Source organism: Leuconostoc sp. S50 (genome assembly GCF_016624925.1).
In the GTDB taxonomy this organism is placed as follows: domain Bacteria; phylum Bacillota; class Bacilli; order Lactobacillales; family Lactobacillaceae; genus Leuconostoc; species Leuconostoc pseudomesenteroides.
The window spans coordinates 24379-48265 of record NZ_JACVUE010000006.1 but is presented as its reverse complement, the minus strand read 5'-3'; the positions used below and the strand labels follow the sequence as shown (position 1 = coordinate 48265).

General features: G+C 36.3%; 24 protein-coding genes. 18 read left to right on the top strand and 6 right to left on the bottom strand.

Annotation, left to right across the window (positions count from 1 at the left end):
* Positions 1-79: 79 nt before the first annotated feature.
* Positions 80-469 (bottom strand): MmcQ/YjbR family DNA-binding protein, encoded by a 390-nt coding sequence (locus IAE53_RS06450; RefSeq protein ID WP_010280331.1) that lies wholly within the window; start codon positions 467-469, stop codon positions 80-82.
* Positions 470-1129: 660 nt separating this feature from the next.
* On the opposite strand from IAE53_RS06450, the gene IAE53_RS06445 reads away from it, so the two are divergent.
* The 3 genes from IAE53_RS06445 to IAE53_RS06435 all read left to right on the top strand — a co-directional run bounded on the left by IAE53_RS06445 (position 1130) and on the right by IAE53_RS06435 (position 4802).
* Positions 1130-2422, top strand: coding sequence for an O-acetylhomoserine aminocarboxypropyltransferase/cysteine synthase family protein (locus IAE53_RS06445; protein ID WP_147651461.1), 1293 nt, complete (start codon positions 1130-1132; stop codon positions 2420-2422).
* A 66-nt stretch (positions 2423-2488) separates the two neighbouring features.
* Positions 2489-4084 carry a peptide ABC transporter substrate-binding protein gene (locus tag IAE53_RS06440; RefSeq protein ID WP_200136107.1) on the top strand — a complete coding sequence of 532 codons (1596 nt, stop codon included), beginning with the start codon at positions 2489-2491 and terminating at the stop codon, positions 4082-4084.
* Positions 4085-4091: 7 nt separating this feature from the next.
* Positions 4092-4802, top strand: coding sequence for a gamma-glutamyl-gamma-aminobutyrate hydrolase family protein (locus IAE53_RS06435; RefSeq protein ID WP_147651465.1), 711 nt, complete (start codon positions 4092-4094; stop codon positions 4800-4802).
* A 75-nt stretch (positions 4803-4877) separates the two neighbouring features.
* On the opposite strand, the gene IAE53_RS06430 is transcribed toward IAE53_RS06435, so the two are convergent.
* From IAE53_RS06430 to IAE53_RS06420, 3 genes are all read right to left on the bottom strand, one after another.
* Complete coding sequence (locus tag IAE53_RS06430; protein WP_147651467.1) at positions 4878-6215, bottom strand: hypothetical protein; 1338 nt, start codon at positions 6213-6215, stop codon at positions 4878-4880.
* Between the two features lie 195 nt (positions 6216-6410).
* A complete protein-coding gene (locus IAE53_RS06425) occupies positions 6411-6734 on the bottom strand; it encodes a branched-chain amino acid transporter permease (protein WP_010280319.1) in 324 nt (107 codons plus the stop codon).
* Entirely contained in the window at positions 6735-7418 is a 684-nt protein-coding gene (locus tag IAE53_RS06420) for an AzlC family ABC transporter permease (protein WP_200136106.1), read from the bottom strand.
* A gap of 98 nt (positions 7419-7516) precedes the next feature.
* On the opposite strand from IAE53_RS06420, the gene IAE53_RS06415 reads away from it, so the two are divergent.
* Together IAE53_RS06415 and IAE53_RS06410 are read left to right on the top strand one after the other, a co-directional pair.
* Entirely contained in the window at positions 7517-8905 is a 1389-nt protein-coding gene (locus tag IAE53_RS06415; protein ID WP_200554205.1) for a PLP-dependent aminotransferase family protein, read from the top strand.
* A gap of 132 nt (positions 8906-9037) precedes the next feature.
* Entirely contained in the window at positions 9038-9604 is a 567-nt protein-coding gene (locus tag IAE53_RS06410; RefSeq protein ID WP_147651472.1) for an NADPH-dependent F420 reductase, read from the top strand.
* Positions 9605-9694: 90 nt separating this feature from the next.
* Here IAE53_RS06410 and IAE53_RS06405 read toward each other — a convergent pair whose 3' ends face one another.
* On the bottom strand, positions 9695-10051 hold the full coding sequence (locus tag IAE53_RS06405) for a helix-turn-helix domain-containing protein (protein ID WP_147651474.1): 357 nt from the start codon (positions 10049-10051) through the stop codon (positions 9695-9697).
* Between the two features lie 259 nt (positions 10052-10310).
* On the opposite strand from IAE53_RS06405, the gene IAE53_RS06400 reads away from it, so the two are divergent.
* The 3 genes from IAE53_RS06400 to IAE53_RS06390 all read left to right on the top strand — a co-directional run bounded on the left by IAE53_RS06400 (position 10311) and on the right by IAE53_RS06390 (position 14383).
* The gene (locus IAE53_RS06400; RefSeq protein ID WP_147651476.1) at positions 10311-11282 is read left to right on the top strand and encodes a Gfo/Idh/MocA family protein; all 972 of its coding nucleotides are present in this window, start codon (positions 10311-10313) and stop codon (positions 11280-11282) included.
* Positions 11283-11916: 634 nt separating this feature from the next.
* Entirely contained in the window at positions 11917-13311 is a 1395-nt protein-coding gene (gene uhpT / locus IAE53_RS06395; RefSeq protein ID WP_200136104.1) for a hexose-6-phosphate:phosphate antiporter, read from the top strand.
* A 76-nt stretch (positions 13312-13387) separates the two neighbouring features.
* Complete coding sequence (locus IAE53_RS06390) at positions 13388-14383, top strand: zinc-binding dehydrogenase (RefSeq protein ID WP_200136103.1); 996 nt, start codon at positions 13388-13390, stop codon at positions 14381-14383.
* A 144-nt stretch (positions 14384-14527) separates the two neighbouring features.
* On the opposite strand, the gene budA is transcribed toward IAE53_RS06390, so the two are convergent.
* Positions 14528-15235, bottom strand: coding sequence for an acetolactate decarboxylase (gene budA / locus IAE53_RS06385; protein ID WP_147651481.1), 708 nt, complete (start codon positions 15233-15235; stop codon positions 14528-14530).
* 149 nt (positions 15236-15384) lie between these two features.
* Here budA and IAE53_RS06380 point away from each other — a divergent pair, with 149 nt between their 5' ends.
* The 10 genes from IAE53_RS06380 to IAE53_RS06335 all read left to right on the top strand — a co-directional run bounded on the left by IAE53_RS06380 (position 15385) and on the right by IAE53_RS06335 (position 23873).
* Positions 15385-15846 (top strand): MarR family winged helix-turn-helix transcriptional regulator, encoded by a 462-nt coding sequence (locus tag IAE53_RS06380; protein ID WP_147651483.1) that lies wholly within the window; start codon positions 15385-15387, stop codon positions 15844-15846.
* A gap of 43 nt (positions 15847-15889) precedes the next feature.
* The gene (locus IAE53_RS06375; RefSeq protein ID WP_010280298.1) at positions 15890-16246 is read left to right on the top strand and encodes a DUF1304 domain-containing protein; all 357 of its coding nucleotides are present in this window, start codon (positions 15890-15892) and stop codon (positions 16244-16246) included.
* A gap of 93 nt (positions 16247-16339) precedes the next feature.
* On the top strand, positions 16340-17200 hold the full coding sequence (locus IAE53_RS11625; protein ID WP_147651485.1) for an N-acetyltransferase: 861 nt from the start codon (positions 16340-16342) through the stop codon (positions 17198-17200).
* A gap of 238 nt (positions 17201-17438) precedes the next feature.
* Positions 17439-18542, top strand: a complete 1104-nt coding sequence (locus IAE53_RS06365; RefSeq protein WP_228928844.1) for an ABC transporter ATP-binding protein — start codon at positions 17439-17441, stop codon at positions 18540-18542.
* Positions 18543-18575: 33 nt separating this feature from the next.
* Positions 18576-19478 (top strand): carbohydrate ABC transporter permease, encoded by a 903-nt coding sequence (locus IAE53_RS06360; protein WP_147651487.1) that lies wholly within the window; start codon positions 18576-18578, stop codon positions 19476-19478.
* Positions 19465-20283: a carbohydrate ABC transporter permease gene (locus IAE53_RS06355; protein ID WP_147651489.1), complete on the top strand. Its 819-nt coding sequence runs from the start codon at positions 19465-19467 to the stop codon at positions 20281-20283. The genes IAE53_RS06360 and IAE53_RS06355 overlap by 14 nt, the downstream gene beginning before the upstream one ends.
* A 49-nt stretch (positions 20284-20332) precedes the next feature.
* The gene (locus IAE53_RS06350) at positions 20333-21661 is read left to right on the top strand and encodes an ABC transporter substrate-binding protein (protein WP_114667584.1); all 1329 of its coding nucleotides are present in this window, start codon (positions 20333-20335) and stop codon (positions 21659-21661) included.
* 3 nt (positions 21662-21664) lie between these two features.
* Positions 21665-22381 (top strand): glycerophosphodiester phosphodiesterase family protein, encoded by a 717-nt coding sequence (locus tag IAE53_RS06345; RefSeq protein ID WP_200136102.1) that lies wholly within the window; start codon positions 21665-21667, stop codon positions 22379-22381.
* Positions 22382-22386: 5 nt separating this feature from the next.
* On the top strand, positions 22387-23070 hold the full coding sequence (locus IAE53_RS06340) for a histidine phosphatase family protein (RefSeq protein ID WP_147651492.1): 684 nt from the start codon (positions 22387-22389) through the stop codon (positions 23068-23070).
* Between the two features lie 287 nt (positions 23071-23357).
* Positions 23358-23873 (top strand): DUF6622 family protein, encoded by a 516-nt coding sequence (locus IAE53_RS06335; RefSeq protein ID WP_147651494.1) that lies wholly within the window; start codon positions 23358-23360, stop codon positions 23871-23873.
* The last annotated feature ends 14 nt before the right edge of the window (positions 23874-23887 follow it).

The window sequence follows — 23887 nt, the reverse complement described above, 5'->3', positions numbered from 1 at the left end:
CAAAATTTTTTTTAATTCATGTACAGAATACGTCAAGAATAGTAGATGTATTTTTACCTTGTGAGATTATTTTTTAGCATTACAAATTATTTTCAGTTATTCTTTGTCTGATATTTACTGGTAAATTATTAACAACCAATAAATACGATTGCTTAATCATGGCATCAATTTCTTGATCAGAGAGTTCTTCCGTATTAAGCTTCACTGAAATCCAGTGTCTTTTATTGACATGGTAACCAGCACTGATGTCAGCGTATAAATCACGCAGTTCTTCGTTTGAATCAGGGTTTCCTTTTAGTGTAATAATTGCTGTATCAGATAGTGTAGGTGACATCAAACCAAACATTTTACCCGCTAATTCAAAATAGATGATTTGCCAATCCTCTCGATAATAGACCTTAGCGTGTGGTAAATTTTGGCCAAAAGCTGTGAAATGCTTGATTCTGTCTCTGTGTCTATTGTTTGTCATTTTGTGTCGCCTTTCTGAAGTTAAGATAATTATATCAGAGCGTTTGTTGTCGAATAAATATTATGGTAGTCAACCGGCACCTCAAAATAACATTTTATAAAATTAGAGTATTGACATCAGTTTTGCATTATCATATAATAATTCTAATATAAAACAGTGAAGAGATAAGTACTTACGAATGCATTTAACAGAGAACTAATGGTTGGTGGAATTTAGTATTGTTGCAGTTTGGAAAATGGTCTTGGAGTTATTGTTATCGTGAGTGTATTGATTATATTATAATCAAGAATGAGCTATAGCCGGGTGCGCCCGTTATTGCGTCGCCAATTCTCAGTGTTACTGGATACTAGAAAATTTTGTAGCACTTGATGATTGGAGATGAGTTGTATTTCAGTGTATGAAACACAAAAATGTCGGGTGGTAACACGATGCGTCGTCCCGTAGTCCAAATAGTTTGGACTGCGGTTTTTTTATTACCCAGTATTTAGCTAAGTGTTGTGAGGAATTGAGTATGAATAATAGCATAAAGCAGGCGTTCATTGATATTACTAGAATTTTGAGTCAAATTTTAGGTTGTGGTCTGGTGCACAGCCGAATGTGTTTTTTGCTGATGTTAATGAACACGAAAAAGCGAATAGAAACTCAAAATTGGAGACAAATATGACAAAATTAAACAAGAAATATGCTTTTGAAACACAACAACTTCATGCGGGGCAGGAAGAGCCGGACTTAGCAACAGGTGCACGAGCAGTACCTATTTATCAAACAACTTCTTTTGTTTTTAAAGATGCCAAAGAAGCGGCTGGACGTTTTGCTTTAACAGATGCCGGCAATATTTATGGTCGTTTGACTAACCCGACAAACTCAGTTTTGGAGACTAGAATTGCGGCATTAGAAGGTGGTACGGCAGCTATTTCACTTGCTTCTGGGGCTGCAGCGATTACTGCCGCCATTCTCAACGTTGCTGGTGCGGGAGACCATATTATCGCAGCTTCTACGTTGTATGGTGGCACGATTGAGTTGTTCTCGGAAACCTTGAAAAAATTAGCCATCGAGACAACATTTGTTGACCCTGATAATCCCGAAAATTTTGAAGCTGCAATTCAGTCTAATACTAAAGTAATCTTCTTTGAAAGCTTAGGTAATCCCAAAATCAATATAACTGATTTTGAGGCTGTCGCGGCGATTGCAAAACGACATGGTATTATATCAATTGTTGATTCCACTTTTGCAACGCCTTATTTGGTACAACCTTTGGCACACGGTATTGATGTTGTCGTTCATTCTGCAACGAAATTTATTGGCGGTCACGGGACAACCTTAGGTGGGCTTATTATTGAAAAAGGTGATTTTGATTATAATGCCTCCGGTCGGTATCCGGATTTTACAAAGCCAACAGCATCATACAATGGTATTGTTTGGTCCGATTTAAAAGGTGCCGCGTTTGTGACAAAAATTCGTGCGGAACATTTACGTGACACAGGCGCAACATTATCACCTCAGTCAGCTTTTTATTTGCTGCAAGGGTTAGAAACATTGTCACTGCGTGTGGCACGGCATGTTGAAAACACACGTCAAATCGTGTCATATTTAAACCAGCATGACAAAGTCGCTTGGGTGAGTTACCCAGAATTAGAAGAATCGCCGTACAAGGCATTAGCAAATCAATATTTTGAAAAAGGTGTTGGCTCGATTTTTACGTTTGGATTGAAGGCTGGAGAAAAAGGGGCAGAGGACCTCATTAACCATTTGGACATTTTTTCTCTACTAGCTAATGTGGGTGATGCAAAATCACTTATTATTCATCCTAAATCAACCACTCATGCGCAACTATCTGATGATCAACTGGCCGCAGCTGGTATCACGCCTGACTTAATTCGTATTTCTATTGGTATAGAAAATGTTGACGATTTAATTGCAGCGCTAGAGGAAGCGTTGACTTATGTTGAATAAATTAACAGTTTGAACACATCGACTGACAGAAAAATAGTCATTTATAAAAATGAGAAGTGAGAGAATATGAATAAAAAGATAATGATTGGCGCAGTAGCGGTAGCTGTCATTGCGGGCGTTTACGTGATTACAAAGCCATCCAATTCATCAGATCAGCATACATTGAAAGTGGCGGTTCAAAATAACATTTCCACGCTTGATCCAAATTTAGCTGATCAAGTAGGCGCCAATTGGGCTGAAGTACAAACGTTAGAAGGCTTATACACAACATCAGCTAAAGGTAAAATTATTCCTGGTGTCGCGACAAAAGTGGTTCGGCCAACACAAGGCAATAAAGTGTATACAATTAAATTGAAGAAAAATCAGAAATGGTCTGATGGCTCAACCGTGACGGCAGCTGACTTTGTTAATTCTGTTAGAAGGCAAGTTAATCCTACTACCAAATCAACACGTGCCAACCATTTTAAAGACATCGCCGGGTATGATGCAGTGTACAATCACAAAGCCAATATTAGCAAATTAGGCATTAGTGCGCCCGACAAATACACGGTTAAAATTGAATTATCTCATCCAGTACCGTATTTTAACTTTATTCTGGCAAATCAGTTATATCCGATTAACGCTGACAAATTAAAATTATACGGTAGTAAATACGGTCAAACCGCCAAGACAACAATTTCTAATGGTGCTTACACAATTAAGAAGTGGAACCAGTCTTCAACGTCGTGGGAATTCGTGAAGAATAAATATTATGCTGGTGCCGACAAAGTTCACTATGACACCATTAAGGTAACACAGGTGACGGACGCCACCTTAGCGGCAAAACAATATTTAGCAAAAAAAGTTGATGAAGCCGAAATTTCAGGTAGTATTCTTACAGATTTGAAAAAAACACACGCTTCAGATATTAAATCGACTCAAAAAGGTCGTGTTGCGTTTATTGTTTGGAACGCTTCGGATAAAACTGTTAGCAATACTAATCTTAAACGCGCTTTGAGTTTGGCTATTAATCGTCAAGAATTGACAAAATCAGCTTTGGGCGATGGTTCAACACCTGCCAAATCAATTGTACCGAGTGGTGAAGTGACCATTAAAGGTAAAGATTTCAACGATGGTCTTTCGTTGCCTTATGACAAAAAGCTAGCACAATCATATCTCAAAAAGGCGCAAACTGAGCTTAAACAAGAAAAGATAAGCATTACACTAAATACTGCCGACACCGACGCTTACAAAGCGTTAGGTGTATACTTAAAACAAAGTATCGAGGCTACTTTGCCAGATGTGACAATTAATTTGAAACAGTTGCCTTTGAATGCTGAAATGTCAGCATTTGAGAGCCATAATTTTCAAGCAGGAACGTTAACCTGGTCAACTGATTATAATGATCCTATCGACTTTTTAGATATTGCTTATTCTAAGGGCGCTATTAATTTTACTAATTGGTCAAATCCAGAATATGAAAAATTAATCGACAAAATATCTGATCAGCATGAAGCAAATGATGCTCGTTATCAATTGGAAAAACTGGCAGCCAAACGCAATAATGAGTTAAACGGCGTGACGCCACTTTATCAAGTCGCCAATGTTCACCTACTAAAGTCGTCGATCAAAAACCTGAACTATCCATTGATTGGTTATCAAAATTATAAATATGCAAAGTGAGGCAACCATGAAAAAAATTGGCATCCCAAGTAATAATCTTCTTCATCCTAATTCGCCTTTTGGCACTAACTATGTTGATTACATTCAAAAAAATTATATTGATGGCATCACAAATGCTAATGCACTTCCAATTGTTTTACCAATTGGGAACCCAAAGTTAGCTAAAAATTATATTGATAGTGTGGATGCTTTAGTTTTAGCGGGCGGGCAAGATGTATCACCTTTATATTTTGGTGAGGATCCTCAAATCAATCTTCACGAAACTGATAGCGATCGTGATGCCTTTGAAGTGGCCTTGGTTTTGGAAGCAATCAAACAAGAAAAACCAATTTTAGGGATATGCCGTGGATTACAAATTGTCAATGTCGCGCTTGGTGGTACGCTTTATCAGGATTTAAACAGCCAATATCAAGGCTTGAACGTTAGACACAATCAATATCCTACCAAGTGGTACACGCCGACACACCGTTTAATCTTGAAACGTGTGAGTTGGTTGCAAAACTTTTTAGATGATCAATCACTTGTTAACTCATTTCACCATCAGGCTGTCAAAAAATTAGGTGACGGTTTACAACTTGATGCAGTTAGTACCGATAATGTTGTTGAAGCTTTTTCAGATGAATCACGTCGCATTTATGCTGTTCAATGGCATCCTGAAATGCTATTAATGAAGCATCCCGAAGCTCAAAAATTATTTGACACGTTTGTTTTAAAATAAAAACATTTAAATAAAAACGCGCGTTGTTTTGTTTCAACGCGTGTTTTTGATTGTCTTAATGATAAAAATGTATACTTAAATATTATCTTTTGGTGTTGTGAAAACTGTAGGCTGATTAATATGATACGCAATAGCATGATCAGATAATATCTGAGTAAATGTATTGGCATAAACATCACTTTCAAAACTTTGCAACATGTCAATTGATATTTCACCATTTACAGCTAACATTTCGATTGATAGACCAGCTGTGCCGCTCATGTACGTATGCATTTCTTTGATGTAGCGTTCAAAGGGACCCAATTTTGTCTGTCCTGAATAGCTTATGATAAATGTATTTAAGAGTAAGTTGTCAAAAAAAGCTAACATTTGTTGCTTGTCTTTGAGCGTAGGTAGCGAATCCAACTTATCAAACAAATTAATCATTTGCATAATGCTACTACGTAGTGCCTCTGGCTGCTTACTCTCTTTGATAATTTGTCTAAATGTTGTGGCTACATCTGCAAATTGTGCATCTGATTCGATTGATTGGTTGATTGGTAAGACAATACTGCCGACACAGTTTCTGAAAGTGTTCTGATTTGTAGTGCCTAATCTCAAATCACTAGCCATATGAGCAATAATCGGTAGATTAAAGTTAGGGTAGGATTTTTGAATGGCTTGGGCAATCATGATTGCAACAGCAATTGCCGGACTAGCGTTATGAGCTTTAGCAAATTTCATGAAACTTGCTTGGTCAATTACGATTTCGTAACGATAACTGGTGGCTGAATCTTTCGAATTGTGTGTTTCTAATAATTGATAACCGTCATGTTGCAAATTAGGTGTGTCTTGGCGATTTGTCATTTCTTTTTTAAGATTTTCAAACGGTTCAGACATTTCATTTGGTTTCATAGTATCACTGATTAAGTTAACACCATCGACTTTTGGCCAAACCTGTGTTTTCGTACCAAAATAGTAGTATAACAAGGTGTTGACAAATGGCATAATACCTCTGCCATCAGCTATGGCATGATGATAAGCAACAAACAATGTATTTTTTGAGTAAGTGACATCAATCAAGTGTTCGTTGACAACCAAACTACCTAAGGAGCGTAATTCAGCAGTTTCGCTTATGATGATTGGTTTTTCATTATAACTTAAAAAATAGTTGGCATTTTTTTCGACTAATTTACTTGTGAGGTAGGGATAGCGCTGAAGTGATAAATTCAGTGCCGACTGTAAAATTGTTGGATCAATCATTTCCGTGAGCCGTATATCAATAACCATACTGGCAGTTCCATTTTGTCGGTACAGAAAAGATTGTCCAGAGGTGATTTTTGCGATTGTTGGTAGTAATTCTAGGTAAGTTTGACCATTTTTTGATTCAAAAATGTCTTGATAGGTTGGTGTGGCCGTTTCTAAAGTTAACATAATTAGTCTCCTTAATAGTGTCATCAGTGGTATTTGCGCTGCATCAGCACGACTTGTGTTGATGATGATTCATACTATAAGGACTAATTGTTTAGTTTTTATTTGAATTTTGTTTTTAAAATGTTAATCATCTTGATTATTAGCCAAACGAAGGGATAACAGCGAAAGTCGTCCCTGATCTAGTCTGTTGTAAAATTAAAACAATGCCAACAAAATTATATAGCAAAATGTGCCGCCAAAAATGGATAGCAACATATTTTTTCGCCATAACTGTAAGAAAACTGTAATTATTCCAGCAATCACACTCAAATAAGTTGCTAGATTAACTGAAGTCAAGGTGTCGCTATAGCAATAAATGACTAGTATCCCTAAAATTGCTGGGGGTAAAAAATTACCTAACAGATGAATATATTTGGGTGTTTTTTGATCATTAGGATAAAGCCAGAATGGCAGAAATCGTGTTAGCATGGTGACGACCGCGGCGATACCAATAGTTATAATTTGTTCTAAAATTGTCATTTACTTACTCCAAAAATGCTCTCTGATGCTAAAAATGAAAACAACTAACAGCATACTAATTGGCAAAAATAAGTTGTGACCAAATATTAGTAACGCTGTGAGCGCAGTAATAATGCCGCTAATTGAGCTGAAATGGCTTTGTTCACGTTGCAATTGATCCACAAACAAAACTAAAAACAATGCTGTGAGCACAAAGGATAATTCTTCTAATTTCACGACCACAAGTTGTCCAAGCAGACCACCAAGAAAGGCACCTAAAACCCAGTAAAAATAGTTTAATAAAGTGACATCAAAATAGAATGTGATCGCATTGACATTGCTTGGTAATTTGATAGCATAATTAATTGAAAATGTTTCGTCGCATAATCCGAAAATTAATACCTTTTTCTGACGACCCGCATTTCGATATTTTTCCAGCATTGAAATACCGTAGAATAGGTGCCGCGAGTTTACAATTAGTGTTAGCCAAAACACTGGCCACGGATTGAATGGTTCGCGTAACAGATTGGCAATGATGAATTCAACTGAACCGCCAAAAATTGTCATTGCCATGACAGTTGGATAAATAACGTTGAATCCTTGCTGGTGCATATATAAGCCATAAGCAATTCCTAAAAATATGAAACCAGTCATAATGGGAATTGTTTTTTTCAGTGCAAAATGAAATACTTCGTGTCTAGACATAAAAATCTCTTTTCAATGATAGTAAGATGATTTTATCATTTATTTGAATACATTTATTGATATAATTGTATTCATTACAATGTTTTTTTGAGAGGACAATGATGTCAATTAATCTTTTTTCTAATTATCCTTTAAGTTGGAAACCGGTTAAAGCAACGTTAACAAGACCTTACTATCAGGGTCTGGCAAGACAGATGCGGGCAGATATTAATAATGGTCTACTTTTACCAGGCACAAAACTACCCCCACAAAGAGAACTTGCGGACTACTTGGATGTAGGTTTTACAACTATAACGAGGGCCTATAAACTAAGTCAGGCCGAGGGGTTGACCTATGGGGTTGTTGGTAAAGGCACTTACGTTTCTCCAAACGTCAAAACTGATCTAACAATTACACATCAAGACAACAAAAATATTCAAGAGCTGGGTTTTGTCTCCTCCTTTGAGTCGGAAAATGGCGCCCTCCAATCCACGATTATTAACATCGCAAAGCAGAAAAAATTTGCCGAGCTATTAAATTATGAGCATCCAACCGGTATGCCGCGACACAAAAAGATCGCAACGCGGTATTTACGTGAGATAGGTATGAACGTTAATCAGCAGAACACATTGATTGCTTCCGGTGGCCAAAATGCGCTGACAATAACTTTACTGGGTCTTTTTAATCCAGGAGATAAGATAATAGTTGACCAATTCACATATGTTAACTTCATTGAGCTATGCAGATTACGAGGAGTCAAGTTAATTCCGATTCCTTCGGACAATGATGGCATTCGATCTGACTTAATATTAAAAGCTTGCCAAAACGATGTGATTAAAGGTATTTATTTAATGCCTGATTGTAACAATCCCACAACAGAGATAATTACTTTGTCACGTCGTAAAGAAATTGCTACGATTATTAAACACTATGATTTGACTTTCATCGAAGATGACTATGCCAACTTTCTAAATTTATTTCGTGAAGTACCTGTGATTAAATTAAGTGAATTAGTTCCGGAAAACAGTGTATATATATGCAGCATGTCGAAGCCGTTGGCTTCTGGACTTCGGGTAGCATTTATGCGTGTGCCCGATCGATACAAATTGCAGATTGAATTAGCAATGTTTAACAGTACTGTTAAAATTTCTGCACTGGATGCGGCAATTGTTGCAGAGGCATTAGAAAATGGCACAGCAAATAAAATTATGCATCGTAAAATAAATAAACTATTGGTCGCAAATCAAATATTTGATCGTGTATTTGAACAACAAGTTAATGCGTACAATGCCACAAGTTTTTTCCGACCATTACACTTAAAAAGTAAACAGCGCGGTGATGAGCTTGAAAAATTATGTTTAGATAATGGCATCAGAATATTCCATTCCGATCGTTTTTTGGTAGGGCCACGACCAGACAATTCATTTTTAAGGGTTTCGTTGTCTGCTGTTGAAGAAATAAATGACTTGACGAATGCTCTTAAAAGGTTAAAGTCAATCATACTTTGAGTGATAATATAAGTAATTACATATAGTTACTTAAATATACTAAAACACTTTTAACTGCCTACTTCCATTTAGTGCCAAACTAGATTATAGTTATCGATGTAAGATAAATTAAATAAAAGAGAGGTATGTATCATGGATATTACGATTTTTGGAAAAGGTAATATGGGACAGGCCATTGCTAAAAATTTAGCCAATGGCGATCATCAAATCACACTTTTAGACTCAAGTTCAGAAACAAGTGATTTGGGTGAACTGGTTATTTTGGCAGTGCCATATCCTGCTTTGGCAACGATTGCTGAAAAATATCAAAAAGAACTGAAAGGTAAAGTTGTAGTCGATATTTCAAATCCTCTGAATTTTGAAACATGGGATGGATTAGTCGTGCCGGCTGACAGTTCTGCGGCTGAACAATTGCAGGCTCTTTTACCCGAAAGTACTGTATTGAAAGCGTTTAATACTAATTTTGCTAGTACATTAGCAACAGGCAAAATAGGTAACGAAGCTACGACTGTTTTAGTAGCTGGAGATAGTGCTGCCAAACAGGTTTTGATTACTGCGCTAACTGGCTCTTCTCTTCAAGTAAGAGATGCTGGGGCCTTAAAGCGTGCCCGTGAACTTGAAGCAACTGGATTTTTACAAATGACACTTGCAGCTAATGAGCAAATTGGTTGGACTGGTGGTTTTGCGACTATCAAGTGAAACAACTAGTCAAATAAACAGAACCCGATAGCTTGACATTCAATGCTATCGGGTTCTGTTTATCTCAAAATATTTTGATTAATTAGTGTTTTATTTAGGTAGTTCTTTGCGTTTATCTGGATTTTGATCAAGATAAAAATTTCCCCATTCTGCCATCGAATTAATGACTGGTTCCATGCTCCGACCAAGTTTTGATAAACTATATTCGACTTTAAGCGGTACGACAGGAAAAATTTGTCGAACAACTAATCCATCATGCTCCATTTCGCGCAAACTTTGAGTTAACATTTTTTGACTGATGCCAGCTACACTTGTTTTTAATTGCGTAAAGCGTTTTGTACCAGGTAGTAAATCGCGAATGATTAGAACTTTCCATTTGCTACTTAATAAGTCAATCGTGGTTGCTACCGGGCAAATGCCGTTTTCTTCGAGTAATTTTTTTGACATCGTATCACCTTATCATCAATTTTCGGTATTTATAATACCTTAGGTCACTAAAAGTATCTATATGAAATTATAATGGCTATACCTCAAGTATGCAAGATTTAGCTTGTAAAGGCGCTCTAAAAACAGTTTGATTGACTTTGGGTTAACGATTAGATATATTTAAAAAAATACTCCCAGAAAATAGTTGGCATTTTGCAGTATTTTAATGAATAGCCATTTCATTTTGGGATGAGTCTGAAAGCAGAGAAAGGTGGTTTCTATGAATTTAGCAATTATTGGGTCAGGTAAAATTGTGGATGATTTATTTCAATTTATCGGTGATCTACCCGCAATTCACTTAACTGCGATTTACGGTAGAGAAAAAAGTCTAGATAAATTGAAGCGTATGCAGCTGGCGAATCATATTGATCGTGTTTTCACCGACTATGATCAGTTACTAGAAAATGAGAATATTGATACGCTTTATATTGCATTGCCAAATGATTTACATTTTGAATATGCCAAAAGGGGATTAGAGGCTGGAAAACATGTTATCGTTGAAAAACCTTTTGTGCAAACACTAGATCAATTTGAAACTTTAAAAGCACTTGCTTTAGTTAAGCATCGCCATTTGTATGAAGCGATTAGTAATCAGTATTCACCAAACTTTAACATGCTCAAGAGTTGGATTTCAAAAATAGCACCGATCCATTTTAGTTTTTTGAATTATTCTCAGTATTCATCTCGTTACGATGCTTTTAAGCAAGGGGAAATCTTACCAGCGTTTGATCCGAATCGTGGCGGGGGCGCATTACAAGATTTAAATATCTATAATATTCATGTGTTAGTTGGTCTCTTTGGAAAGCCAGAAGCGATACGCTATTTACCTAATATGGCAAAAGGGGTTGATACTTCTGGTATTCTAACACTCAAATATCATGAAGCCATTGGTTCTGCGTTTGCTGGCAAGGATGTTGTTTCAATCCAACAATCTAACAGCGTAATTGAAGGTGAGCAAGGGTATATTAAAATTGAGAGTCCATCTAATGAGCTCGCTGATATTTCATTAGTGGGTTCTGAAAGCCAGACCGAGACATTACACACAGCCAAACATCGTATGTACTATGAGTTTGAAACGTTTGAAAAAAGTATTCGTGAAGATGATTATGTCCTGATGTCAGAGATGCTTAATCATACGCAAGCTGTATTGGAAGTACTTGAAACAGCTAAAAAATTCACTTTGACACTCTAAATAAGATCTAATTTGTTTCTTGTCAAAAAAGTGTTTGCTACTCAAACTTGGGGAACATTGGACCGTTGACTCAAATAGAGTTGGCTTTATTTTAGCGAGCAAGACTTTGTTTTATAAATATGTTGTAACCAATAGTTGAAAACATGGCAGTACTTTAGGTTATATAAATTATTTTCCTTTTTTGGATGTTCTTATTGAGTTAAAAAAATCTTTCACTGTATTTACTTTTGAAAGATTTTTTTCTATTAAGCTAAATAATCACCATAACAGTAAAATATGGTCGAATTACAAATTTTAAACATGTGGAATATAGGTTGACATTTGCCTAAACGTAAACTCGTTTCACCGTAATTGTAAAATTATCGAATGTCAAAAAAGATGATATCAAAATTGACTACAAAATGAGTGACTTTTGATTAGTAAAAATCAAGGTGAAATCCAAGACCATTCTGCCTAATACGGTGAATTGCTGCAAAGTGATTATCCGGCATACTGTTTTGTTAATATCGTTTATAAACATAAAATAAACACAAATTAACCATAAACGTGTATAATAACAATGTAAACGTTTACATACAAAGCAGGTGAAGGCTCTGCTGCAATCCCTTCAGAAAAAGAATTAGGGGAGTATGAAATGTTAAATCAATTTTTTGCGTTGCACCATCCAAATAAAATAAATATTTCTGTCAACGAGGAACGGAAGCTTTGGTTTAAGCAATTTATCAAATCTTTTGCTGTCGTTTTTTTTGTGTATTTTGGTATGTATTTGGTTAGAAACAATATTAAAGCTGCCACACCATTGCTCGTTGAAAATGGTACGATCACGACAACTCAAATGGGGGTGATTGGTCTGGCATTTTCAATTACCTATGGGATTGGAAAGACCTTGATGTCAACGTTTGTGGATGGGCACAACGCTAAGCGCATGATTTCGTTTTTTCTAACAATCTCAGCATTTTTATCACTTTTATTTGGTATTGTATTGCTAACTAATAACGCCATGACTGGTGTGTTGATTGCCTTATGGGGATTAAATGGTTTGTTCCAATCGCCTGGTGGGCCAGCTTCTTATTCTACAATTTCACGTTGGACACCAGAAACGAAACGTGGTAGATGGCTAGGATTTTGGAATACATCTCACAATATTGGTGGTGGGCTGGCAGGCATACTAGCTTTGTGGGGTGCCAATCATTTGTTTCATGGTAATGTCGCTGGGATGTTCATTTTTCCCGCCTTTATTGTATTAATAATTGGTATTGTTGGCATGTTTGTGGGTCAAGATGAACCTGAGGAACTTGGATGGGATTCAGCACCAATTATATTCAATGAACCTGAATCACTTCAAAATCAACAAGCAGCCACGATGACTAAAAAACAAATATTGAAAGAATTTGTTTTGAAAAATCCGTGGGTCTGGTTGTTAGCAATCGCCAATGTTTTTGTGTATATTGTCCGCATTGGTATTGATAATTGGGCACCCTTATATGCTGTACAAGCTTTACATTTGAGCAACACCGCAGCAGTATCGACTATTTTCTACTTTGAAATGGGTGCACTAGTGGGGTCATTATCTTGGGGCTGGATATCAGATCTACTTAAAGGACGTCGTATTGTTGTGGCACTATTTTCTGTATTTCTTCAGTTTTTTGTGCTTCATATTTATACTGTGGCTCACAATGAGACAGCACTATTTGTGGCCCTGTTTGTGATGGGATGGCTGGTTTTTGGTCCGCAACTTTTAATCGGCGTTTCGGTTGTCGGATTTGTGCCAAAACAGGCTTTATCTGTGGCAAATGGTTTGACCGGTACTTTTGCTTATCTGTTTGGGGATTCCTTGGCAAAGGTAGGATTAGGATATATTGCCGACCCAAAATCAAATGGCTTAAAGATATTTGGCACAGTATTGCATGGTTGGTCCTCAACTTTTGTTGTCATGTATGCTGCTCTTATCATTGCAGTTATTTTACTCATTTTTGTGGCGTTTGCGGAAGAACGTAAGATTAGACAGACTGAAAAACAATCGGTTTAATCGAGTATTTTTGAAAAAATAGTTAAATTTTTAGGCATAAGCATTAAAAAAATTTGATGATAGAGGAGATATCTAAGTGAAAGCATATATTATTTCTGGGCCACAAAATTTAGGCGCGGATAATTTGAAATTGATGGACATCCCAACTCCTAATGCAACAGATGACTTGGTATTAGTTCAAACTGAAGCAGTAGGATTAAATCCCGTCGATTACAAACTAGCAGATGATGGCAATCAAAACTGGCATTATCCTCATGTATTAGGTGTAGATGTAGCTGGGATAATTGTGGCATGTGGCAAAAATGCTAAAACTAGCCTTCGTGTAGGTGACAGAGTTTGTGGTCATGCGAACCTTGAAGAGAATGGCACTTTCGGTGAATATGTATTAATGCATGATTATTCACTTGCTTTAATACCTGAAACAGTAACTTTTGAACAAGCTGCAAGTATTTTATGTGGTGGTATGTCTGCGTTTCAAGCCCTATATAGAAAAGCAAATTTAACGGGTAAAAGCACCATCTTAATCCACGGTGGTGCGGGCGGCGTGGGTTCTGTGGCTATTCAATTGGCCAAGAGACTAGGCTTAACAGTGATAACAACGGTTTCAAGCAAAAAAATTGAATTCGTTAAAATGGCTGGTGCAGACCATATTATTGACTATCAAACTGAAAACGTGACTGAGCACGTCTTAAAATTAACAAATGGTCAAGGGGTTGATATTAGTATTAATTCAATTTCTAATGAAGAAATTATGCAAGATATTCTTAATCGGTTAGCTTATAATGGTCAGGTTATTTCTTTAACAAATTCGCCTTTTAATGTTAATATGCTGGATCTTGCGGAGAAAGGCTTAACTATTTCTGCGTTGAATTTGGGTGGCGCTCACAGATTTCATACGTTGTCTGAAAAAGCGGATTTAGCTATGATGGCCCAAGAACTTGTTCAAATGATAGCGAATAACGAGCTTGACCCTATGATTGGAAAAATAATATCATTTGACAATTTGGTTGATGGGTTAAGCGCTTTGAAAGCATCTCAAGTAACCGGTAAAATAGTTGTTAAATTGTCGTAGATTTCATATCAAAATGTTTTTATAGCCTATGCAAAGTCGTGAGATAATTGTGATTTTACAATTATTCGGATTTGAAAAAATAATTTAACTGACGCATAGCAGGAAAATTTTGGAAAACCTTGTTGCTGTAAAGTGCAAGGTTTTTTATTCGCCCTCAGCCTTTGCAATTGCTTGTCGAATGTCGGAAATATTTGACTTGTGAGACATAAACGAATCATTGTGAATCGGCATGGATACTTTAACTGTATCAAAAGTATCAACGGTACCACTCAAATGCTCAGCAGAGAAGTCTAATACATGACCGCCTATGGTGAAGTCGTTACTCAAAAAATGTAAATGCCATCCATTTGCCATGACACCTGTATATATGTCTGGACCAAAATCGCCAATTAAGGTGCCTTCAACGTTTTGATATTCGAAAGTAGGCTGCTCGGCACTTACTGATAGGAAATCTGGATAAGGCTTTGCTTGTTTTGGCGCTACTCTGACCTTTAATGATTTAAAGAAACCGTTTAATCGCAGGCTGTTTGGTACATTTTGGGAGACATAGTGGTTTAATGTTTCAAGTCCGGAGAAAGACAGCTTTGGTTCCTGAACAAAACGATTGTTACTTGCTTCAAAATGAGATGATGAGAACGGTGTTGTGAGCTCCAGTTTTCGAATTTCTTGTGTGATGCCACCGGCATTAGTTTGGTATACTTTGCCATTCATTATTGTCAGCTCGCCATTTAGGCGGTCCAAAGTGCCGATACCAAAATCGCCGTTATCTAAAATAGTGGCCAAAGAGGTGGTACCATCATAAAGACCGTTCATAATGAGTTCTAACGTACCATGTTGAAATATCGTTGCCATAATAACTCCTTTTACTGTTTACTTACTATAAGTAAACAATAGCCAGATTAAATCAATTTTAATAACTGCAACGCCAAGTTGTAAAAGGAGCAAAATTTAATTGCGAATTTATATCGTGCACGATATAATAGTTGAAGAGGATTTCTGGTATGGTTGATCAAAACGAATTGTATGATGAATTATGTTTGTCGATATATAATACGAATCGCTATTTTCATCGGCTTTACGGGGATGTTTTAGCAGAATATGACTTATCCTATTTGCAGTATATGTCATTGCTGATCATCTACAAAAATGGATCGGCTAAGTTGATGGACATTGGTAATAAATTAGAGTTATCGAGTAATACGCTAACACCAGTTATTGATAGATTAGTCCAAAAAGAATGGTTAATCAAAATACCTAGTGAGTTGGATCGGCGAGTGAAATCTTTAAAGATAGCAGATTCAAAAAAAGATATTTTTGAAGAAATCTTATCCGATGTTGCTGTTATTCGAGATGAATTGATTGCTAATAGCACAAGATCTGTGACTGCAATGATTAAGGAAAACCAAGCATTAAACGAAACCCTTCAGAAAATGATTGCAACGCGAAATCATAGGGATGATTGAGATGGCTAGTGATGATGTTTTATATTGAACAGAGGAGAAAATTATGATTGGATATATTTTAGTAGTGCTTGTCAGTATTGAGGCAATCGGCATTATGTTGCTAGAAATGTTTGGGTCAGCACAACAGCAAGCGAATGCCTTTGAACTAGATGAGTCGTTTGTCAAAATACCAGAAGTTAAAACATTACTAGCTAATCAAGGTATATACAATGGTTTGTTTGGCGCATTAATTATTGCCACATTATTGCTTTTGACTGGGCCACAACAACTACTGATGTTAAAATTAGAAATGGTATTTGTGCTACTGGCTGCCATCTATGGTAGTTTGACAGCAGCAAGAAAAATTATTGTGATGCAAGGATTACCCGCATTTCTTGCTTTGATTGCACTATTTTTATGAGGTGAATTGGCACGGTAAGTGCAACCCTTTAGCAATTGAGAACAAATCAGTTTTGTGGCGTTTCAGACTGGGTTATAAATTAGGAGAAACAGCGTGTTAAGTGATGTCAACTATTCTAAATTGAGTCAGTTTTTAATGGCGGCTAACCTTGATCAGAGACAAACGTGCGTCATGATTGCTGATGAAGCGCAAGAGATTACGCAAGATCTGAAAACGATTGATATTGATAACTCATGCCTCAAATTAAATCAGAATGGGGATATAGTTGGCGCATTAATTGTCGATAGGTACCGTAGCGGTGACAATTTAATTGACGAGGTATGGGGACCACTGACGTTGCCGTACGATGATTCGGTTCGTCAACATTTGTTTGATTGTTATTTAGAAAACAAAGTTGCGTCTGCACAGCCCAATTTTTTCTTCAAGCCAACTGATACTTGGTTATTCGAACAGCTCAAATTGCGGCGAGCTGATTTTACGACAGAAAATTTATGGTGCAAATCACTTATAGATCTACCGCAAAATGTGGTTTCTGGAAATGTCTCTTTTTATCAAGAGACAATCAATTCTGATGTTGCAAATGAGTTGAATGATATTCATAATTGTGTCTTTCATCATCCCCAGAGAGGGATGGATACGTTATTGAAAAACCTGTCACCGTACCATTTTGTATGTGTTCTGCATGAACAAAATGACATTGTCAGTTACGCGATTATCGATATTAATCAGAGTGGTGAGACGGCACATCTAGATTTTATCGGTACACAGACTAAATATTTACGGCAGGGTGGAGCTAAGCAACTAGTAACAGCCATTTTTAACGATTTGGTTGCTAGGCACGTCAAACGTCTCTCACTGGTTCAAAATCAAAAAGCTGCTGCAGCATTTAATTTATATCAACGATTAGATTTTCAATGCATAGAGACAAACGTTGCGGCTATGTTAAGAAAGTAGAAATCGAAACCAAACTTTTTAAGGAGAATTATTACGTTTTATATATTGTTACTGTAAAAAGTGTCAAGATGAATTCATTATTTTTAATTAATAGATTGATGTATAGATAAAAAAAGTGCTATATGACGGTGATTATCGCTCATATAATGCTTTTTTTAATCTTTACGTCATTGTTATGACGAGTTTACATCAGATTGTTACAATAATTTTGTTAACAACAATAATAATAATGACATCGATGGCATTTGAAAGAGTACAGCTATACATGACGATTGAATTGAGACATTTGAAAAAGAAGTACGATAACGGCGAAGAAGTTTTAACTGATATTAATGCAACAATCGAAAATGGACAGTTTTACATACTGGTGGGCGCATCGGGTTCGGGGAAAAGCACTATTTTGAATGCTATTGCAGGGTTTATTCCGATAAACGATGGTGCTGTTGTGATTAATGAAAAAGATGTCACTCAGTTACCGCCAAAAGACCGTAATTTATCAATGGTTTTTCAAAACTATGCGTTAATGCCTAATCTTACGGTGGCTGAGAATATTGTCTTTGGCTTGGCGGCTAGACATACTGCAAAAGATATTCAACAACAAAAATTAAATGATGTTTTAAATCTAGTTCATTTAGAAGAATATAAAAATAAAAAACCGGGCAACTTATCCGGTGGCCAACGGCAGCGTGTTTCTTTAGCTCGTGCACTGGTTTCAGATGCACAAATTATTTTAATGGATGAACCATTGTCAAATTTGGATGCAAAACTTCGCGCAGAGATGAGAAAAGAAATAAGGGCTTTACAGCAACAACTGGGTATCACTGTTATTTATGTCACACACGATCAAACTGAAGCAATGACAATGGGCGATCAAGTAATGGTTCTGAACAAAGGTAAAATCGAACAAATTGGTTCGCCGTTAGAACTTTATAATGCGCCAGCTAATACTTTTGTTGCTGATTTTTTCGGATCGCCCTCCATTAATTTATTAGACGTGAAAATGAGACAAAATAGCTTTCACTTAAACGACCAGTTTGAGATGCCAACCAATGTTGATATTGATGAGGGTCAATATATATTGGGCGTTCGGCCTGAAAATATTGTCATCAGTGAAAATGGTGCTTTGCGAGGAGAGCTGACTCATATAGAACCGTTAGGTGATGGGACCAACATTGAAGTAAACATTGGGCAAAATCAATCCGTGAGAATCAAAGTTAGCGAACAACTGGACTTGACTTTGGGGGATGTAGTGTCTTTCAATGTTTTGATAGATAGAGCACTACTATTCACGCCGAGTGGTCAACTGCTTAATACTGGAAAATCAGTATCGGCAGTAATTTAGATATTTCGTTTTACAAAGTTGGATTAATATATTATGAAAAAAACAAGCAATTTGAAATTTCGTAACCAATTAGTATTAGGCTGGTTATTGTTACTGCCATCATTTATCATTCTGGGTATTTTTGTTTTCTATCCAATGTTAAAAACATTTTTCTTAAGTACACAATTAACAGATTTAATGGGTAATCCAATTAAATTTATTGGATTTAAAAATTTTTCAAATTTGTTTACATCTGATAGTTTTATGACGTCCTTTACGATTACACTTATTTTTGTCTTCTTTTCAACACTATTGACGCTAGTGCTGGCATATTTGATGGCAATGAGTGCAAGTCAAAAAATTATGGGTATCGCTGTGTTTAGAACAATGTTTTCGTCAACTATGGGTGTTTCGGTAACAGTAGCATCAATACTTTGGTTATTTATGTTTAACCCACAAATTGGTATGTTCAGTAAAATATTGACATTTTTACACTTACCACAAATCAATTTTTTATCTGATCCAACATGGTCATTAGTGGCCATTATTGGTACGACCGTTTGGATGAATCTTGGATTTGCATTCCTGATTTTGCTCGGTGCAATCCAAGCCATACCTCAGGATTTGTATCAAGTAGCTGATTTAGATGGTGCATCATGGCTAATGAGATTACGAAAAATCACGATTCCGGCAACCAGCCCAACTATTTTTTTCGTTACGGTAGTTACTTTAATTAACGCTTTTCAAACGTTTGGTCAGGTTGATATTTTGACATCTGGCGGTCCTGATTATCATACTAACTTGTTAGTATATGCTATTTATCAAGACGCGTTTGTTAATCATAGCGTTGGTCGTGCCAGCGCACAGTCAGTTATTTTGACAATTATTATCATGCTCTTTACTATGATTCAGTTTTACGTGAAAAACAGAAAAGGAGCAAATTATGCAAACGAGTAACGTTAAAAAGGGTTTTCGTTTAGCAACACTTATTGTGCTAACACTATTATTATTATTGCCATTATTTGTGGGTATTTCTCTAAGTTTGTCATCTAGTCAGTCAATTGCACAAGGACATTTGTTACCTGATCACTTAGAATTTGCGAACTATGTCAAAGTGTTTACAAGCACATCGATGACAAAGTTTCTATGGCATAGTTTTATCATTTCAGGTTCGGTTATGATTGGTCAAGTTATATTATCAATCATGGCTGCGTATGCGTTTGTATTTTTGGAATTTAGATTCAAAAAGGCGGCATTTATTTTATTCTTAAGTACAATGATGTTGCCGTTTGAGGCTCAAATTATTCCTAATTTTGCAACAATGCGTGATTTGAATTTGTTAAATACTTACGCTGCAATAGGATTACCCTTCTTAGCGTCAGCTTTTGGTACCTTTATGATGAAGACGAGCTTTGAACAAATTCCAACAGCATTAAAGCAATTAAGTGACATTGAGGGGCTGAGCCATTTTCAATTTGCAACACGGGTAGTCATGCCTTATACAAAAGTTAGCATTATTACTTTTGCTTTATATAGTTTTTTGACTAATTGGAATATGTATTTGTGGCCATTGATCGCCACAACTAATGATAATGTGAGAACTGTGCAAATTGGATTAAGACAATTGCGATCACAAGATACCGCCAGCAATTGGGGATTAATTATGGCAGCAACAATAGTGTCTGTTATTCCAACATTGTTAATCATCTTTTTAGGGCAAAAATACTTTAAAAAAGGTTTGACAAATGGTGTTATCAAATAAAGTTTGTTTTAGGTTTTAGTTGAACGAGAATGAGAATAGGAGAAAAATAATGTTTAAAAATGTAGCCAAATACGTTGCGTTGACCACAATTGGTTTGAGTGCTGTTGTTCCAATGGTTCAGGTGCATGCTGCTGATTCAAAACGTCAAAATATTGTCTTTTGGCATTCTATGACGGGTCAGAATCAACAAGCCATTGAGCGCATTGTGAATGATTTTAACGCTTCACAGACAAAATACAAGGTGACACCAGAATTTCAGGGGCAATATGTTGAAGCCCTTCCAAAGTTTTTATCCGTGGGTGGTACCAGTAAAGCACCTGATTTGTTTCAATCGAACGAAATTTCTACGAAACAACTCTCTACTTCGGGCATGATTGAGCCAATGCAGACGCTCATTAAAAAATATAAATATAGTACAAAAAATCTTAGAAAAAATATTTTGAACTACTATACTATCAATGGTAAGTTATATTCAATGCCTTTTAATTCAAGTGCGCCAGTATTGTATTACAACAAAGATGCCTTCAAGGCAGCTGGAATTGATGATCTACCAACTAGTCCGACGTATGAACAAGTCACTGCTGCGGCCAAAAAGTTGAAAGAGAAGACCGGTAGTGCGAAGTTGTCTATTCTACCTTATGGGTGGACTTTTGAAGAATTACTAGCCAATCAAAACCAGACACTTGTTAATAATGGCAACGGTCGTAAAAAGACCGCTACTAAAGCAACTTTCAATAATAAAGCCGGAAAAAATATTATGAACTGGATCAAGACTAATGCAAGTGCTGGTACATTAGTTGATTACGGTACAGGTGCAAACGCAGGTGATACTGAGTTATCAGCCTTTACATCTGGGCAAATTGATATGTTTATGAATTCATCAGCATCTCTTGGCAACATCAAAAAAGATGCTAAGTTCAATGTTGGTGTGACCTATTTACCAAGACCAGAAGGTACAAAAGCTAATGGTGTTGTAATTGGTGGAGCAAGTATCTGGATGTCAAAAGGAAAATCTACTAAGGTTCAGAAAGGTGCTTTTGAATTTTTGAAGTTTGCGACATCAGCTAAAGAACAGGCACAATGGTCTATCGACACTGGTTACTTTGCGGTTAACACTAAATCATATGACACAAAACAATTGAAAGATGCCTTCAAAGAGACACCTATTTTAGCGGCACCAGTCAACCAATTGAAAGCTACAAAAATTAATGCAGCAAGTAAAGGCGCATTGATCACTGCTATGCCAAAGGAGCGTGTTAACACCCAAAACGCAATGGAAAATGTGATTAATGGTAAGGATGTTGATTCAGAACTCAGCAAAGCAGAAAAACAAACCACATCTGATATCAAACAAGCTAATGAGCAAGCAGGTGAATAAAGAATGACGACGACAGTTTTTGGTCATCGTGGTATTCCTGAAAAATACATTGAGAACAGCATGTCAGGATTCAAGTATTTGGCAGACCATGGTGAGGCAGTAGAGTTTGACGTGCATTTAACCAAAGATCTCATACCTGTTATCATGCACGATGAAAAAATAGATCGAACGACAAATGGATCAGGATACATCAAAGATTTTAACTATGAGGAATTAAAAAGCTTTCAACTAATCAATGATGTGAATCGTGAACAGCAATTAGTGCAAGAAAATGAAGGCATCCCGACGCTTGATGACGTTTTAGCAGTGTTTAGTGATACACAAATACAGTTGAATATTGAATTAAAAACGGATAACTTTGACTATTCAGGTATTGAAAAAATTGTTTTGAATACAATCCCTCATTTCCACTTTGACCAACCGGTGATTTTTTCGTCCTTTAACATTGACACTTTAGATCGACTGTATGCCATTGATCAAACCTTAAATTTAGCTTATTTAAGTGAGCAACCAGTAAATGATTTTTCCCATTTCATGCAAGTGCATCATTTAAATGCTTTACATCCAGGTCTTGAAGGCGTGCAAGACGGTGATGTTATACAGCGGGTTTGGACTGTAAATGAAGACGGCGAGCTTGCTAAATTAATTGATCTTGGCGTGGCAGGCGTGTTTACGGACGATTTTGTTCATGCCATGCAGATTAGAAATTGCCGTGGTTAGTAATCATGACACAAAACATTAAATTATACTTAGTTAGACATGGTGAGACATATTTTAATACCTGTCAAAAAATTCAAGGCTGGTCTGACTCGTTACTTACTAAAGCTGGTGTCAATCAAGCAGCTATTTTAGGTGACGGTCTAAAAAATTTACCGTTTTCAAAAGTTTATAGCAGTGATTTAGGTCGCGCCAAGGGAACGGCAGATATAGTATTATCTGTTAGGCATGACAAGATGATGGATGAGTTAGAAATAGTGCCTAACTTTAGAGAACAATTCTTTGGCTCATTTGAAGGTGACCATCTCAACATGCTATCACAGCTTTTTGAGGATGATGATAAACTGTTGTCATCGGTTGTCAATGATAGTGAACTAGCTAAATTCAAATCTGAAGATGACATTATGAATCAATTCAAATTAGTTGATCCAACTCATGAAGCTGAGAATGCTTCAGAATTTTGGAAAAGAGTGGATCAGGGATTCAATTATGTTTATTCGAAAGCGCATGATGGTGACAAAATTTTGATTATAACCCACGGTGCCCTCATTAGAAAATTGGCAACACGTGTTACGGGCACTTATCATCAAAATCCTGACAATGCTTCTTTATCAATTTTTGAAATGGATGAAACAAAGTGCATGAAATTGGTTTCATACGATCAATTAGTATCTAGGAAATCATCTTTATAAATATTTTATTTTTTTGACATTCTCTGATGTTAACCAGAAATATGGACTAATTTTCTGGTTGCCATCAGAGATTTTTTATTTTAATTGAGTTAATTAGAACAGTCACTTATCTTCCGTCACGAACCGCTCATCGTTGCTTTCGAACCACTTAACCAGCAAATGAACATCAGCAAACTTTTTTCAACTATGATAGTCAGTGTTCAAGTAAAACAATCTAAAGGTATACGATCAAAAAATTGAACAAATCGCTTTTGGAAATCTTGAAACGATCAAAAGGAGTTTTTATCATGGCAAATATTTTAGAAATTATTTTTCAAATAATTCACAACACACCTTTCTGGGTTTGGGTGGTGCTAATCATACTTGTTAAACGAGGAACTGCATTAATGCATGATGGTCCTAGTTCTTTGGGAAAGTCAGTTATTATGCCACTAATTTTCATTGTGTGGGGATTAAATACAGTAGTGACAAAGTTTGCAGATCCTGATGTGATTTTGGGATTTTATATTGTATCATTGCTTCCAGGATTCTTGTTAAGCTATTTATTATATATGAATCGCAAATTTTATGTCGAGAATGGGCAGTTAATCCAAGCGGGGAGTAAATTGCCAATCACGATCATGCTATCAAACTTTTTCGTAAAATATTTTTTGAATGTTTTAACGGCGATGCACCCGGCTTTGTATAACCAAATGCAATTTAATATTTTTTACGGTATTATTTCTGGATTTACGGTAGGATTATTCTTTGGGGGTATCTACAAAACGCTTACTGCGCAGAAACAAATGTTCACAACGAAATAATCATCTTAAAATAG